We start from the raw sequence: 15,544 nt of genomic DNA, 5'->3' as shown, positions 1-15,544 counted from the left end.
CTGGGGATTTAGAAAAGATAAAAAAGTCTACAAATATAGTAGACTAATTGTAATAACAAAATATTTTTACCAGTATTATATTTCAGAGAAGATATTCCAGAGATATGTCATGAATTTGTACTAAATGATAAAAAATAATATCTTCGTTTTATTCATGATAAAAAGCGTGCTTCCGGGAAGGAGCACAGTTGACCGATGTTATTAACTATTACGACTAAACGTTACCCCGCGACTGACCTTGGCTACCTGTTGCATAAACATCCTGCTAAAGTACAAACCGTAACACTGACGGCAGGCAGTGCCCACATTTTTTACCCAGAGGCAACTGATCAAAGCTGTACCGCCGCTTTGTTGCTGGATATAGACCCGGTGCGCCTGGTACGTGGCAACAATGGTCCGGCCGATTTTGTACTGGAACAGTATGTGAACGACCGACCTTATGTGGCCTCTTCTTTTATGAGTGCAGCCATTGCTCAGGCTTACTCTTCTGCCATGAACGGGCGTTGTAAAGACAAACCCCACCTGGTAGATGAAGCCATCCCGTTTGAAATCAATTTGTCTGTATTACCAGTAACGGGCGGAGAAGCGCTGCTACGCGAGTTCTTTGAGCCCCTGGGCTATGATACCACGGTGCAATCGCACCTGTTGGACGAACAGTTTCCCGAATGGGGACAAAGCCGTTACTTTAATGTAACGCTGCGTCATACCCTGCCGCTTAAAACCATCTTGAGCCAGCTGTATATCCTCATCCCCGTATGCGATAATGATAAACATTATTTTGTAGGCGGGCATGAGATAGAAAAGCTCATGGAGAAAGGGAAAGGCTGGCTGGACACTCATCCGGCCAAAGAACTGATCACCCGCCGTTACCTGCGTTATATCGGTCCCCTTGCTAAAGAAGCGCTGGGCATGATTATGAAAGACGAAGTACTGCCAGTGGAAGAGAAGCAGCCGAAAGACAGAATAAGACTGCACGACCTGCGGCTGCAAATCGTGAGGGATATACTCCTGGAACTGAACGTAGCCACCGTGGCCGATATGGGATGTGGTGAAGGGAAGTTGTTGCGCTTACTGATGGAGAAGCCGGCATTTAAAAAAATCCTGGGCATGGATGTTAGCTACCATGCGCTGGAGATTGCCCAGAGCAAACTGAAAATGGACCGCCTGCCTGAAATGCAGCGGGCCAGGTTGCAACTGGTACAGGGCGCCCTAACGTACAGGGATAAACGCTTGTCAGGTTTTGATGCCGGCGTATTGGTAGAAGTGATTGAACACCTGGATGAACCCCGCCTCGCCGCGTTGGAAAAGGTGGTGTTTGAGTATGCACGGCCGCAATATGTGATCATTACCACCGTTAATGCCGAGTACAACGTGCTGTATGAAAAGCTTGGCAGCGGCACTTTCCGGCACAGCGATCACCGTTTTGAATGGACAAGATCGCAGTTTGCCACCTGGGGCGACCGGGTAGCAGCACAATTTGGTTATGAAGTATCTTACAGGCCGCTGGGAGAAACAGATGAAGTACTGGGAGGGCCCAGCCAGCTGGCCTTATTTAAACGTTCGTGATGGAAACAAATATATTACAACAGATAAAAGCACTGGAAGAAGAACACCAGGTGAAAATTCTTTATGCCTGTGAATCAGGCAGCCGCGCATGGGGCTTTGCCTCTACAGACAGTGATTATGACGTACGCTTTATTTATGCCCGCCATAAAGATAGTTACCTGAGCATCCTTGAACAGCGCGATGTCATTGAACTGCCGGTAGATGAAGTGCTGGATGTAAGCGGTTGGGATATCCGCAAAGGACTTCAGCTATTCTTGAAATCCAACGCGCCGCTATATGAATGGCTGCAATCACCGGTGGTGTACCAGGAAACCACCGACTTTAAAGAAACGCTTACCGGATTAATGGAGAAATATTTTTCGCCCCGTTCAGGTTGTCACCACTACCTGTCTATGGCTACCAATGTATTTACCAACGAGCTGTCGGGCGCTTCCGTGAAGCTGAAGAAATACTTTTATGTGCTTCGTCCCATGCTCGCCTGCCAATGGATCCTGGCTGGAAAAGGCGTGCCACCGATGGAGTTCTCCCTGCTTCGTACCTTGATTACTGATGCCGGCATACAGGCAGCTATTGATCATCTATTACAGCTGAAAGCTGGCGCCGATGAGCAACTGATGGTACCCGCCATGCCAGAATTACATCAATGGATAGCCAGCATACTGGAAGAATGCAGGTACCAGGCAGCGGAATTACCGGTAGTGAAGAATGATGCGACTGAACTGGACGGCCTCTTCCGTAAATATATTTCCCATGACTTTTGAGGAGTTAAAGCAGCAACCGTCTTGTATACTGCTGGAATGCATCAGCGGGAGCAAGGCCTATAATCTGCAGGTGCCTACATCAGATACCGATATAAAAGGGGTATTTATATTACCTCAATCTGAGTTATACGGTATGTCCTATACTCCACAGGTAGCTAACGGGAGCAACGATGAAGTATATTTTGAAATCAGGCGCTTCCTGGAATTGCTGGAAAAGAATAATCCCAATATACTCGAACTGCTCAGCACTACAGCGCAAAACGAATTATACCGTCACCCCCTGATGGACCTGGTAAAACCAGCGGACTTTTTATCCCGCTTATGCCTGGATACCTTTGCTGGCTATGCAAAAGCACAGATTAAGAAGGCGAGGGGGTTGAATAAAAAGATCAATCAATCCTATCCGGAAAACAGGAAACCCGTCATTGAGTTTTGCTACGTGATCAGGGGAGGGCAAAGTATGCCATTACTGGAATGGCTATACGAAAAAGAACTGCGCCCCGAAGACTGCGGTCTGTCGAAGATCGACCATTTCCGGGATGTATATGCCCTGTATCACCGGCAACAGTTTACTACGGAAGTAGCCTTTAAAGGTATTTTTTCGGGAGAAAATGCTAACGACGTGCAGCTAAGCTCCGTGCCACCGGGCGTAGACCCGATGGGCATTATGCACTTTAACAAAGATGGGTATACCGTGTATTGCAAAGACTTTGCGTCCTACCGGGAGTGGGTGGAGTTGCGCAACGATGCCCGTTATCAGCATAACCAGGCGCTGGGTGCCGACTATGACAGTAAGCACATGATGCATACCTTTCGCCTGCTCAACATGGCAGCCGAAATAGCCCGTTACAAAGAAGTACGGGTATATAGGGCCGACCGCGATTTTTTATTACGTATCCGTAACGGAGCATTCAGTTATGATACGTTGCTGGAAATGGCGGCCGAAAAATTAGATCAAATGGAACAATTATATGCGGCATCAGATTTACCGGAACAACCGGATCCGGCACTGGCAGCATCATTGTTAATCCGCATCAGAGAGGAATATTATGTCCCGAAGAAACACTAAACTATCACATATCTCTATACCAGAATTATCGCTGGTATTATTAATCGGCCCTTCCGGCGCCGGGAAATCTACGTTTGCCCGCAAATTTTTTAAGCCCACAGAGGTCATTTCTTCCGATGTTTGCCGCGGCCTGATCAGTGACGACGAAAATAACCAGGCGGTATCGGCAGATGCCTTTGAAGTGGTTCGTTTTATTGCCGCCAAGCGTCTCAAGCTGGGATTGCTCACCGTGATTGACGCTACCAACGTGCAGCCGGAATCCCGGAAAGAATGGGTGCGCCTGGCCCGCGAATACCACGTGTTGCCGGTGGCCATTGTATTGAATATGCCCGAACGGGTTTGCCAGGACCGCAACGTGTTGCGAAGCGATCGTAATTTCGGCGCGCACGTTATTCCCCAGCAGATCGGCCAGCTGAAGCGCGGACTACGCGGCCTGCGGGAAGAAGGCTTCCGCCATATTTTCGAGATGCGCTCAGAAGAAGACGTGACCGTGCTGGAAACAATTACCCGCACGCCACTCTATAATAATAAGAAAGAGGAGCATGGCCCCTTCGATATTATCGGGGATGTACACGGCTGTTACGATGAATTGTGTACGCTGCTGTATGCCCTGGGCTACCAGGTGGACAAGGAAAATGCGACGCTGATCAGCGCCGCCACCACTACTACCGCCAACGGCTATACGCTTATCCGCAGGCCCGTATTCGTGGGCGACCTGGTAGATCGTGGCCCCAAGTCCCCACAGGTGTTGCGCCTGGTGATGAATATGGTGGGCAATGGTCAGGCGCTATGCGTGCCTGGTAACCACGATGCCAAACTACTCCGCTACCTCAATGGTAAAAACGTACAGCTGAGGCATGGCCTGGAACAAACCGTGGCCCAGCTGGCAGGTGAAACACCCGATTTCCTGGAATCCGTGAAATCATTCATTGACGGCCTGGTAAGCCATTATGTGCTAGACGATGGCAAGCTGGTGGTAGCACATGCCGGCCTGAAGGAAAGTATGCAGGGACGCGGCTCCGGCGCTGTAAGAGAGTTTTGCCTGTATGGCGAAACCACCGGTGAAACAGATGAATTTGGTCTCCCGGTAAGATATAACTGGGCGCTGGAGTATAAAGGCCGCGCCATGGTGGTGTACGGGCATACGCCGGTACCCGCTGCACAATGGTTAAATAACACCATCGATATAGATACCGGTTGCGTATTTGGCGCATCCCTGACCGCCCTGCGGTACCCGGAAAGGGAGCTGGTAAGCGTACCTGCGCTGGAAGAATATGCCATACCTGCCCGCCCGATTGGCTATAATGCGGGGAGTACACTCAGCGTACAACAGCAATACGATGGCGTGTTGGATATCGCCGACTTTACAGGCAAACAAATCCTGGAAACGCGCTACAGTCACAACATCACTATCCGGGAAGAAAACAACATTGCTGCGCTGGAGGTGATGAGCCGCTTTGCGGTGAACCCGAAATGGCTGATCTACTTGCCTCCCACCATGTCGCCTGCTGAAACCAGCCAGGAGCCAGGCATGTTGGAACATCCCGCAGAGGGACTGCAATATTTCCGGGATGCCGGGATCACAAAAGTGATCTGTGAAACCAAACATATGGGTTCTCGCGCCGTAGTGATTGTATGCCGGGATGAAGCAACTGCAGTGGCCCGTTTTGGCGTAACAGGAGAAGGTAACGGGGTCGTATATACGCGAACCGGGCGCGCTTTCTTTACCGATAAACAAATGGAACAGGCGTTTATAGCCCGTATCAATACAGCGTTGATCAATACTGGCTTTTATGAAAGTTTCAATACCGACTGGGTATGCCTCGATGCGGAGCTGATGCCCTGGAGCGCTAAAGCCCAGGCACTGTTGCAAAATCAGTATGCAGCGGTGGGCGCTGCTGCCGGGCATGCGCTACCGGCTGTGATGAACGCCTTACAGCAGGCAGTATCCAATGGTGCGCCCGCAGAGGCTTTGCTGAACAAGTACAGCCAACGCCTGGAGCAAACAACGCGGTATACAGATGCTTACCGGCAGTATTGCTGGCCGGTAAATGAGCTCAGCGACTATAAACTGGCGCCGTTTCATATCATGGCCACGGAAGGTAAAACGTACTTCGACAGGGACCATGAGTGGCATATGTCTGCCATAAAAAATATTTGTGCCGGCGATGAACAAATACTATTTGCTACGTCTTATTTGTTGACAGACATCGGGGACGCCGAAAGCGAAAAGGCCGCCATCACCTGGTGGGAGCAGCTAACTGCCGCAGGAGGAGAGGGGATGGTTATCAAACCATATACTTTCCTCAGCAAAGATGCCAAAGGGCTGATTCAACCGGCGATTAAAATCCGTGGAAAGGAATACCTGCGGATCATATATGGACCGGAATACGACGCAGAAGAAAATTTAGAGCGCCTGCGCAGCCGTAAGCTCTCCGGGAAACGATCACTGGCATTGCGGGAATTTGCCCTGGGATTGGAAGCGCTGGAGCGATTTGTAAATAAAGAACCTTTGCAGCTGGTACATCGATGCGTATTTGCTATTTTAGCGTTAGAGAGTGAAGCGGTAGATCCACGATTGTAAATCAATATATCTTTCTACATATTAAAAACATTCTTATGAAAGCGGTAGCCGTATCGAAATTTAAAGACATTCCCGCAGTGATGGATTTACCCAAGCCAGCGGTGCGTCCAGGCACAGTGTTGATTAAAGTAGCCGCCGCCGGCATCAATCCATTTGACTGGAAAATGGTAGATGGTATTATGGATGGAGCCATGCCGCACCAGTTTCCGCTCATCATGGGCGTGGATGGCGCAGGTACGGTGGAAGAGGTAGGCGAAGGCGTTACCCGGTTCAAAAAAGGCGATAAGGTATATGGGCAGTTTATTCACGCGCCTATCGGAGAAGGCTCCTATGCCGAGTATGCCATCGTACCGGAGAAATCGGGGCTTACGCTGGCGCCGTCCAGCCTGTCGGCCGCCGAAGCCGCAGCAGTGCCTACTTCCGGCATGACAGCACAGCAAATGCTGGACCACCTGAATCTGCAGGAAGGCGATATCCTCCTGGTAGTGGGCGCTACCGGCGGCGTAGGCTCTTTTACCGTACAGCTGGCAAAATTACAGGGCATTCATGTGATAGCTACGGTGGGCGATGATGCTGCCGCTGAGAGAATGAAAAAGCTGGGCGCCACGGTAACAATTAACTATAAAGCGGCACCCCTGGCTCAACAGGTGAAAGCAAAATATCCTGGTGGCGTAGATGGATTGATCGATGTAGCCAGCAATGGCGACGGATTTACAGCTAATCTCGACCTGGTAAGACCCGGTGGGGGAGCGCTGACGACTATGTTTGTAGCTGATGAAGCCGCCCTCAAGGCCCGGAGCATTCATGGAGGCAATTTCGAAACCAAGGGAAGCGCCGCTTCGCTCGACACGCTTTCACTCATTATTGACCGGGGCGACCTACAGGTGCCCGTAGAAAATAAAATCAGGCTGGAGGAGGTGCCGGATGCTATTGCCCTGAGCCGCCAGGCGAAAGGCAAGGGAAAAACGGTGATTATTATTTAAAGCTAAAAGCTTAAAGCAGAAAGCAAAAAGCTATTGTGGAGTATGACCACGCGATTTTTAATATTCGCGAAGATAATCCTCCACAATAGCTTTTTGCTTTCTGCTTTAAGCTTTCAGCCTCCCAGCAGTAGCCTTGAAAATCTCCGCATTTCCGGTAACCTGGTAAGTAGCATTGTACGCTGTGAAAACGCATTGGCCTTTCTGCAGGGCAATGGTGTCTTCTCCTTTAATAGTAGCGCTACCGTTTATCACGATCAGGATTTCTGCCGCCCGGGCAGTATGCTGATAGGTTTGTCCTTCGGAGATATTTATTTTGCTTACTTCGAAATCGGGAGCAGGCGATGGATAGATTCTTTCCAGTCCATCGGCACTCAGATCGCCTTTTATGATATGTGGGTGGATACCTTCAAAACGGGTATGTTTCAGCAGCTCCGGTACATCTACATGTTTGGGAGTAAGACCGCCACGCAGTACATTGTCGGAATTGGCCATCAGCTCTACGTTCTGTCCTTCGAGATAGGCATGTGGTACACCCGCATCCTGGAACACGGCATCCCCGGCCTGTACCTGCATGATATTAAAGAAGTAGATAGAGAAGATACCCCTGTCCAGTTTATCCTTGCTGTTAGGATCATTTAACACGGCCCGGGCAGCCCAGAAGCCCGGATCTGTTTTCGCTAACTGGTTAGCTTTGTACAACGGTATGAGGCGATCGGTCAGCGGGCGGAGAATAATATTCACCAACGATTGTGGCATCTCCATTACATTCTTATACAGACCGAAGTAACCTTCATTTTCGTATATGCTTACCAGTGAAGTAAATTCCGGTACCGCATTTAACACCTCCTGCAACTGTGCATGTGGCAGAAAGCCGTGTAACAGGTAAAACTCGCTCAACGCCACCATAATTTCAGGTTTATGGTTGTCGTCTTTATAGTTGCGGTTGGGCGCATTCAGCGGAATGCCTTCTGCATTTTCCCTGGCAAATCCTTTCTCTGCTTCGCTTTTAGTAGGATGCACCTGTATGGACAACATGTCTTTTACATCCAGTATCTTAAAAAGGAAGGGCAGCTCTTTGAATTTTTCCCATACCGCCGGGCCGGTAATATTGGCCGGATCCTGCTGTATCAGCTGGTTCAGCGGTTCCTGGCTGCTAGCCGTAGTAATGAGGGAAGGAGCGCTGGGATGCGCACCCATCCAGTATTCTGCACTAGGTTGATCAGTAGGCTTGATGCCCAGTAATTCAGGAATGTAGGTATATCCTCCCCATGCGTAATGCTGTACTTTTCCTTCCAGTCTGAATAAGTTCATATATGGTTATCTGTTTTACTTGTTTAATAGCAGAGAATGAATAAATTTATATGCCTGCAAAAATAGGTGTTAAGTAGAATATTTTTCCCGTGATTATTCCCGCTTAACAGTTTGTGATACCTAACCCTGAAAATATATGCATCATTTATCGTTGGGCCTGCAGGGCGAAGCCATTGCCCAGGCTTATGTGCGCCGCCACTGCAGTGTGTTGCATGTCAATTGGAAATCCGGTCGTAGAGAAATAGACATCATTGCCGGAAAAGATAACAGTATCTATTTTATTGAAGTAAAAACGCGTTGCGGCAATCGTTATGGATGGCCGGAAGAGGCAGTCAACTATAAAAAGGAGGAACACATCCGCAGTGTGGCCACCGATTACCTGCTGCAATATGCCTTGCATCCTGTAAGTATCCGGTTCGATATTATCGCCATTACTTTTTATGGCGACACCTATGATTTAATGCATCTGAGAGATGTGTTCTAAAGATCCGGGGCCTTCCCCTTTATACCCTGTTTCTTAACCAGTTATTAACAAAAAAATGCCTGTAATAATTCTATAATAGTATCATTATTTATATATTTGCATCGCTTTTAGCACCTACCCCTTGTTGTTACCCACTCCGGTATACCGGTAGTTTTCAAGCAAGTTATTTTCCTGGGAAAGACCCATAACGAGGTGATGACAACCTATGCAGGTGATTTATTGCCGGTATTATCTGTAACAACAGGAAGGGGAGAAACAGAAAATAGAAATTAATACAAGAACAGCGTTTGTTTAACCTAAGCGCAGTAATGCACTGAAACGTATTGATCGCAGAAATTGCTTTCGGGAGTTAACAAAAAAGCTCCGTCCCTGGGACGGAGCTTTTTTTATGATAAAGGTATCAGCTTACCACAAACCGGTATAGTTATGTGGTGTAATCGCTTTCAGTTCTTTCTTCAGCGCAGCGCTGATCTTCAGACCATCAACAAACTTGTGCATGCTTTTCTGTGTAATCTGTTCTCCGCCACGGGTCAGCTCCTTCAGGGCTTCGTAGGGTTGCGGGTAGTTTTCACGACGCAATACCGTTTGAATGGCTTCTGCCACTACCGCCCAGTTGTTTTCCAGGTCGTATTTCAGCTTGGCTTCATTCAGGATCAGTTTGCCCAATCCCTTCTGGATAGATTTGGTTGCCAGCAGGGTATGACCAAAAGGAACGCCCAGGTTACGTAATACCGTGGAATCGGTCAGATCGCGCTGTAAGCGGGAGATAGGCAACTTGGCGCTAAGGTGCTCGAAGAGGGCGTTCGCCAGTCCCAGGTTACCTTCTGCGTTTTCGAAGTCAATCGGGTTTACCTTGTGCGGCATCGCAGAGGAACCTACTTCATTTTTCTTGATTTTCTGCTTGAAGTAGTCCATGGAGATGTAAGTCCATATATCGCGGCAGAAATCCAGTAATATTGTATTGATACGCTTCAGCGCATCGAACTGTGCGGAGATATTATCGTAGTGCTCAATCTGCGTGGTATATTTCATACGTTGCAGGCCCAGCGTGGTGTTCACGAATTTTTCACCGAATTTTTCCCAGTTGATTTTAGGGAAAGATACGTAGTGCGCGTTGAAATTACCGGTAGCGCCGCCAAACTTAGCTGCGAAAGGAATATGTCCCAGCAGGTTCACCTGGCCTTCCAGGCGCTCTACAAATACCAGTATTTCTTTACCGAGAATGGTAGGCGAAGCGGGTTGCCCGTGGGTACGGGCCAGCATCGGTACTTTCATCCAGGATTCGCCCAGTTTCTTCAGCTCCAGGATCAGGTTAGCCAGGGCCGGCATATATACGTGCTCGATAGCATCTTTCCAGAAGAGAGGAGTAGCAGTATTGTTCACGTCCTGGGAGGTGAGGCCGAAGTGCACCCATTCCAGTTTATCTTCCAGTCCCAGGTTTTTCAGTTCATTCTTCAGAAAATACTCCACTGCCTTTACATCGTGGTTGGTAATCTTTTCTGTGTCTTTGATCAGCTGTGCATGCTCGATGGTGAACTCCTGGTAAATCTTACGCAGGGCAGGGAATTTGGCTTTGGGCAGTGTAAACAGCTTCTGCTCCGACAGTGCAATAAAATATTCCACCTCTACCATCACACGGTAACGGATCAACGCAAATTCAGAAAAATAATTGGCCAGCTCGTCCAGTTGCTTGCGATAGCGCCCGTCCAGCGGAGAAATGGCAGTTAAAGGTTGTAGTTGCATATTCCAGTATTACAATTAACGTTTTTAGCGGCAACAAGTCACATTTACCCGCCAACAAATATTCATTTGGAACTTGTTAACCGGGATTTAATTACTTTTGCAGCTTCAAAATTACTGAAATTGGAACGGAAAGTAAAAGTTGCGGCTGTAAGTTATTTGAATACGAAGCCTTTATTATATGGATTCAGGAATCATCCGGTGATGGAGATGATGGAATTATCGATGGATTATCCGGCTAAGATAGCCCAACAGCTGATAGATGGAGAGGTAGACGTAGCCCTGGTGCCAGTGGCTATTATTCCGGAACTGAAAGAATATCATATCATAGCAGATTATTGTATCGGTGCAGAAGGACCAGTGGCCTCTGTTTGTTTATATAGCGATGTACCCCTGAATGAAATAAAACGTATTTACCTCGACTACCAAAGCCGTACCTCTGTAGCGCTGCTCCAGGTGCTGGTACGCGAGTACTGGAAGCTCGATGTGGAATTTGTGGTTACCAACGGCGATTACCAGGACCAGATCAAAGGCACCGACGCCGGCCTGGTGATTGGTGATCGTGCATTGGCGCAGCGTAAAGTATCTCCTTATATATATGACCTGGCAGAAAATTGGGTACGCTTTACCAGCCTGCCTTTTGTTTTTGCTGCCTGGATCAGTAATAAACAGCTTCCCGCGGAGTTCATAAAAGAGTTCAATAACGCTACCAGCCTGGGTATTAGGAATATCCCGGCAGTAGTGGCAGAAAATCCTTACGATATCTACGACCTGGCTACCTACTATATCCATAACATCAGTTATCCGCTTACCCCGGCTAAAAGACAGGGAATGCAACGTTTCCTGGGATACCTGTTGCAAGAACGGAAAGCATAAGGTATAAATATTAAATGTAAATATAATACAATGGGTGGCTGTCTTTACTAAAGTTGCTTAGGGCTGAAAGCCCTAAGCTTTCAGCTTTTTTAGTTATCTTCATGTTTCGCACTATCCTTAAATAATTGCGCATGAAAATTGGTATCCTTGGAAGCGGTCCGGTAGGATTAACCCTAGGTGTAGGGCTTATCCGAAATGGACATGATGTTACTATCGGTACCCGGAATCCCTCCAGGGAATCGTTGCAACAATGGGTGAAGAAACAGGGGAAACAGGCCATGGCAGGTACTTTCAGGCAGGCCGCCGAATTCGGTGACATGTTATTGATCTGTACCAGCTGGGGCGGCACACAAAAAGCCATAGAAGCAGCAGGTATCTGGAACTTCAAAACCAAAACCGTGGTAGATGTCACCAATCCCCTGGATGGCAAAGGCCCCGATGATCACGGTAGACTCACCTTTACTATTGGCCATAATAATTCTGCCGGCGAACAAATACAGGCCTGGTTACCACCTGATGCCAATGTGGTGAAAGCCCTGAGCTGCATAGGCCATGAACGCATGTTTTTACCTAATTTCAGGGAAGGCGCACCCACTATGTTTATTGCAGGAAATAACCCCATTGCCAAAAAAGAAGTCACCGATTTATTATTCCAGATAGGCTGGGAGGATGTAGCCGATATGGGGAGGATTGAAATGAGCCGGAGTATTGAGCCCCTTTCCATTTTGTGGGCAGCATATGGTTTCCTGAATAACAGTACTTCCCACGCATTTAAATTGCTGAAGGGCTAAAAAAGGCCCATCAGCAAAAAACTACTTTCCCGCTGATGGACCATGATACCTTATTGTACCTGCTTCGTGTGAATATAAAAGTTCTTATCTACCTCAAAGTCCTTCATATTAGTCAACGTAACGCTGGAACTACGCCATAACGTTCCCGGATATATTAATTTATAACCGTTGTCGCTCAGCTTTACTTTTACCGGCATATTGAAATCCTTTACATCCGTTACCCAGCGGTATTGCACCTGTTGGCCTTTAAACCGGTATTCCAGTGTGGGCACGGTTGTATGACGGAGGTATTGATCAAACACTTTGCTCAGATCCATACCTACGGCATTGCTCATAAATTGCTCTATTTCTTTGGTGGTCACCGTTTGATGGTAGAAGGTTTTATTCAGTCCCCTCAGCATTTGCCGGAAGGCCTCATCGTTTTCCATGATCTGCCGGATATTATGGATCATGTTGGCTCCTTTGTAATACATATCTCCGCTGCCTTCTGCATTCACGCCATAGGGCGCAATGATAGGCACATCATTTTTAATGTTCTTCCGGATGCCCTGCAGGTATTCATTTGCCGCCTTCAGTCCATATTGGCATTCTGTAAAAAGTGTTTCAGAATAATTGGTAAAGGATTCATGTATCCACATGTCTGCCAGGTCTTTACTGGTAATACTGTTGCCAAACCATTCATGCCCGCTTTCATGGATAATAAGAAAATCCCATTTTAACCCCCAGCCGGTGCCGGAAAGATCGGTGCCCTTATAACCCATTTTGAACTTGTTGCCATAAGCTACTGCACTCTGGTGCTCCATACCCAGGAAAGGCGTTTCTACCAGCTTGTAGCTGTCCTGGTAAAAAGGGTATTTACCAAACCAGTATTCGAAGCACTTCAGCATAGGCTTTACTACCTGGAAATGTTCTTTGGCTTTTTCTTCATTATAATCCAATACCCAGTAACCCAGTTCCAGCTTGCCGCCCTCTCCGGAGTAACTGTCTTTCATCTCTATATAATTACCAATGTTCACTGCCACATCATAATTATTGATCGGGTTGTTCACCTGCCATACATAGGTATGGGTGCCATCGCCGTTTTCAATGGTTTTCTTCAGCCGCCCGTTGGATACATCCACCAGTTCATTGGGCACGGTTACGTTGATCGTCATTGCCTCGGGCTCATCGCTCTGGACATCTTTATTAGGCCACCAGATGCTGGCGCCGATACCCTGTACGGCGCTGGCTATCCAGGGACGGCCTTTCTCATCTTTTGCCCAGACGATGCCACCGTCCCAGGGCGCATTTTTAGCTACCCGGGGTTTACCGCTATAGAATACGGTGAGCTGTTTCTTTTTATCTTTTGTTTGGGGAGATGACAACCTGATAAACCAGGCATTGCCGTCCCGGGTAACGGGCAGGGATTTCTTGTCCTGTATAACGCTGTCTATCACCATAGGTGTTTGCAGATCTATCTGCAGGAGGGTATCGGGTTTCAATACCTTATAGGTAATGGTGTTGAAACCGCTGAAGGTGCTGTCTTCCGTGTTAACAGTTACATGCAGGTCGTAGTGAATAACGTCCCACCATACACGTTGAGGAGCATTGATATTGCCCCGCAGGCTATCCGCCCGGGTGAAGTGTTCCTGGGCGCTGGAGGCCAATGTTGCCAATAACACTATACAAAGCATTGTGATGCCGCGCATATTATTCGTATATTTTAACCTGAAAGATATTAATTTACTGCCAAATGAAAAGTTGTTATTGTCAGGCGGTTATAGTTAAATGGGGGCTTGTTCTCTTCAGCGGCTTATTGTGGGTAGCCTGTAAGCCGTCAGAAAAACGGTCGTTGCAGGTATTCCGGTACAACAGTACCTATACGATTGCCAGCCTGGACCCGGCCTTTGCCAAAAGCCAGGAAGTAATATGGGCGGTAAAGCAGTTATATAATACGTTGGTGGAACCCGACAGTAACCTGGAAATCCGCCCTTCGCTGGCCAGGCAATGGCAGGTGTCGGCCGATCACCGCACCTATACCTTCGATCTGCGCACGGATGTTTATTTCCACGACAGCGATATTTTCCCGGGTGGGAAAGGCCGCCGTATGACAGCCCACGATGTGGTATATAGCCTGAAGCGCATCATGGACCCGGCTACCGCATCCTCGGGCGCCTGGATATTCAATGGTAAACTCAGCGCCGACAGCGGATTCAGGGCCGTTAATGATTCCACGTTTTCCATTACCCTGTACCGGCCTTTCCATCCGATACTGGGCATTCTCAGCATGCAATACTGCTCTGTGATACCTCATGAGGCGGTGGAAAAATACGGGAAAGACTTTCGTAGCCACCCCTGTGGTACCGGCCCTTTCCGCTTTTTCTTCTGGGATGAAGGCCAGGCCCTGGTGCTGCACCGTAATTCTGGTTATTTTGAGAAAGACAAAAACGGGCAACGTTTACCATACCTGGAGGCAGTACAGGTGAGCTTCCTGGAAAGCAAAGCATCTGAGTTCCTGCTCTTTCGCCAGGGTCAACTGGATTTTATGAATGATATCGACGCTTCATTTAAAGATGAGGTGTTGACCAAACAAGGTCGCCTGCGAAAGGAATGGGAGGGGAAAATGGTACTCAGCAAACATCCCTACCTGAATACCGAATACCTGGGCATCCTGGCCGACAGCAGTAATTCCCTGGTACGTAACTCGCCCCTGCGCCTGAAGAAAATAAGGCAAGCGATCAATTATAGTATAGACCGTATCAAAATGATGACCTACCTGCGCAACGGTATAGGTACGGCGGCTACCTCCGGATTTGTGCCGGCGGGCTTGCCCTCATTCGATTCCAGCCAGGTAAGGGGATATTCCTACAACCCCGGGCTGGCCCGGCAGCTGCTGAGGGAAGCCGGCTATCCTGACGGAAAGGGGTTACCGGTAATCAAGTTACTGTCTATCCCCATTTACGCCGACCTGGCCAACTATGTAGCCAACCAGGTGCAGGAGATAGGAATCCACATACAGGTTGAGGTAGTACAGAAAAGCCTGTTGCTGGAGCAAACCGCCAAATCCCAGGCACTCTTTTTCCGGGGCAGCTGGATTGCCGACTATCCCGATGCGGAAAGCTACCTGGCGATGTTCTACAGTAAAAACCCGGCGCCTCCCAATTATACCCGCTATAACAACCCGGTTTTCGATCGCCTGTATGAGCAGTCGCTCGAAGAAAACAATGATAGTATTCGTTATAAACAGTACCAGGCCATGGATAACATGATTACTTCAGATGCCGCCGTGGTGCCCCTGTTTTATGATGAGGTGATCAGGCTGGTACAGCCGAATGTAACCGGGCTTACGGGTAACGGTATGAATATGTTGGAGTTACGAAGGGTGAAGAAATATTGAGCG

General features: G+C 48.2%; 12 protein-coding genes. 9 read left to right on the top strand and 3 right to left on the bottom strand.

Annotation, left to right across the window (positions count from 1 at the left end; genetic code table 11):
- Positions 1-195: 195 nt before the first annotated feature.
- Genes HGH91_RS03615 through HGH91_RS03595 form a run of 5 tightly spaced genes read left to right on the top strand, consistent with a single transcriptional unit; the run spans position 196 to position 6,963 of the window.
- Positions 196-1,566 (top strand): 3' terminal RNA ribose 2'-O-methyltransferase Hen1, encoded by a 1,371-nt coding sequence (locus tag HGH91_RS03615; protein ID WP_168737080.1) that lies wholly within the window; start codon positions 196-198, stop codon positions 1,564-1,566.
- Complete coding sequence (locus HGH91_RS03610) at positions 1,566-2,327, top strand: nucleotidyltransferase domain-containing protein (protein ID WP_168737079.1); 762 nt, start codon at positions 1,566-1,568, stop codon at positions 2,325-2,327. The genes HGH91_RS03615 and HGH91_RS03610 overlap by 1 nt, the downstream gene beginning before the upstream one ends.
- Complete coding sequence (locus tag HGH91_RS03605; protein WP_168737078.1) at positions 2,317-3,396, top strand: DNA polymerase beta superfamily protein; 1,080 nt, start codon at positions 2,317-2,319, stop codon at positions 3,394-3,396. Before HGH91_RS03610 ends, HGH91_RS03605 begins: the two co-directional genes overlap by 11 nt.
- Positions 3,377-5,980, top strand: a complete 2,604-nt coding sequence (locus tag HGH91_RS03600) for a polynucleotide kinase-phosphatase (RefSeq protein WP_168737077.1) — start codon at positions 3,377-3,379, stop codon at positions 5,978-5,980. The genes HGH91_RS03605 and HGH91_RS03600 overlap by 20 nt, the downstream gene beginning before the upstream one ends.
- A gap of 35 nt (positions 5,981-6,015) precedes the next feature.
- A complete protein-coding gene (locus HGH91_RS03595; protein WP_168737076.1) occupies positions 6,016-6,963 on the top strand; it encodes an NADP-dependent oxidoreductase in 948 nt (315 codons plus the stop codon).
- Positions 6,964-7,068: 105 nt separating this feature from the next.
- Here the strand turns inward: HGH91_RS03595 and manA are convergent, their stop codons facing one another.
- The gene (gene manA, locus HGH91_RS03590; protein ID WP_168737075.1) at positions 7,069-8,274 is read right to left on the bottom strand and encodes a mannose-6-phosphate isomerase, class I; all 1,206 of its coding nucleotides are present in this window, start codon (positions 8,272-8,274) and stop codon (positions 7,069-7,071) included.
- Between the two features lie 136 nt (positions 8,275-8,410).
- Between manA and HGH91_RS03585 the strand changes: the two genes are divergently transcribed.
- Positions 8,411-8,758, top strand: coding sequence for a YraN family protein (locus HGH91_RS03585; protein ID WP_168737074.1), 348 nt, complete (start codon positions 8,411-8,413; stop codon positions 8,756-8,758).
- Positions 8,759-9,163: 405 nt separating this feature from the next.
- Here HGH91_RS03585 and purB read toward each other — a convergent pair whose 3' ends face one another.
- A complete protein-coding gene (gene purB / locus HGH91_RS03580; RefSeq protein ID WP_168737073.1) occupies positions 9,164-10,501 on the bottom strand; it encodes an adenylosuccinate lyase in 1,338 nt (445 codons plus the stop codon).
- A 120-nt stretch (positions 10,502-10,621) separates the two neighbouring features.
- Here purB and HGH91_RS03575 point away from each other — a divergent pair, with 120 nt between their 5' ends.
- Both HGH91_RS03575 and HGH91_RS03570 read left to right on the top strand, forming a co-directional pair.
- On the top strand, positions 10,622-11,374 hold the full coding sequence (locus HGH91_RS03575; RefSeq protein ID WP_168737072.1) for a menaquinone biosynthetic enzyme MqnA/MqnD family protein: 753 nt from the start codon (positions 10,622-10,624) through the stop codon (positions 11,372-11,374).
- Between the two features lie 131 nt (positions 11,375-11,505).
- On the top strand, positions 11,506-12,165 hold the full coding sequence (locus tag HGH91_RS03570) for an NADPH-dependent F420 reductase (protein WP_168737071.1): 660 nt from the start codon (positions 11,506-11,508) through the stop codon (positions 12,163-12,165).
- A gap of 50 nt (positions 12,166-12,215) precedes the next feature.
- Here the strand turns inward: HGH91_RS03570 and HGH91_RS03565 are convergent, their stop codons facing one another.
- Positions 12,216-13,853, bottom strand: a complete 1,638-nt coding sequence (locus HGH91_RS03565) for a M1 family metallopeptidase (RefSeq protein WP_168737070.1) — start codon at positions 13,851-13,853, stop codon at positions 12,216-12,218.
- Positions 13,854-13,897: 44 nt separating this feature from the next.
- Here HGH91_RS03565 and HGH91_RS03560 point away from each other — a divergent pair, with 44 nt between their 5' ends.
- Entirely contained in the window at positions 13,898-15,541 is a 1,644-nt protein-coding gene (locus HGH91_RS03560; protein WP_168737069.1) for an ABC transporter substrate-binding protein, read from the top strand.
- The last annotated feature ends 3 nt before the right edge of the window (positions 15,542-15,544 follow it).

The organism is Chitinophaga eiseniae (genome assembly GCF_012641265.1).
Lineage (GTDB): Bacteria > Bacteroidota > Bacteroidia > Chitinophagales > Chitinophagaceae > Chitinophaga > Chitinophaga eiseniae_A.
This window is presented reverse-complemented; position numbering and strand designations above follow the sequence as displayed.